The organism is Bradyrhizobium sp. 14AA, assembly GCF_054185205.1.
The window spans coordinates 1-434 of record NZ_JAVAYM010000201.1 but is presented as its reverse complement, the minus strand read 5'-3'; the positions used below and the strand labels follow the sequence as shown (position 1 = coordinate 434).

Here is a 434-nt window from a genome sequence, read left to right as displayed (position 1 = left end):
GTGGCGATCGTGGCGGGACGCACTCATTTCTCCCCGGTTTGTCTCATCGCGATGTCGTTCGTTCGGCAACGCGAACCAATGCCAACACGGCGCCGCGTTGCCCCAACGACCGGCGTCCACAGGGAGAGAAACAGTGAAGAAATTCCTTCTGGCGACTGTTCTGATGGGCGCGATGGCAATTCCCGCCTTCGCCGCCGATTACAAGATCATGGCGCCCGCCGCCCCCGGCCGTGGTTAGGACCAGACCGCCCGCTCAATGCAGACCGCGCTGCAGGACGAGAAAATCTCCTCCAGCGTCCAGGTCAACAATGTTCCCGGTGCCGGCGGCACCATTGGCCTCGCCCAGTTCGTCAACCAGGCCAATGGCGACCCGGCGCAGCTCATCGTCGGCGGCTATGTCATGGTCGGCGCCATCCTCACCAACAAGTCGCCGG

General features: G+C 63.4%; 1 pseudogene. It reads left to right on the top strand.

Features of this window, described 5'->3' with window-relative positions:
* Positions 1–163: 163 nt before the first annotated feature.
* Positions 164–434, top strand: a pseudogene (locus RAD15_RS44005) (tripartite tricarboxylate transporter substrate binding protein); the annotation flags it as partial.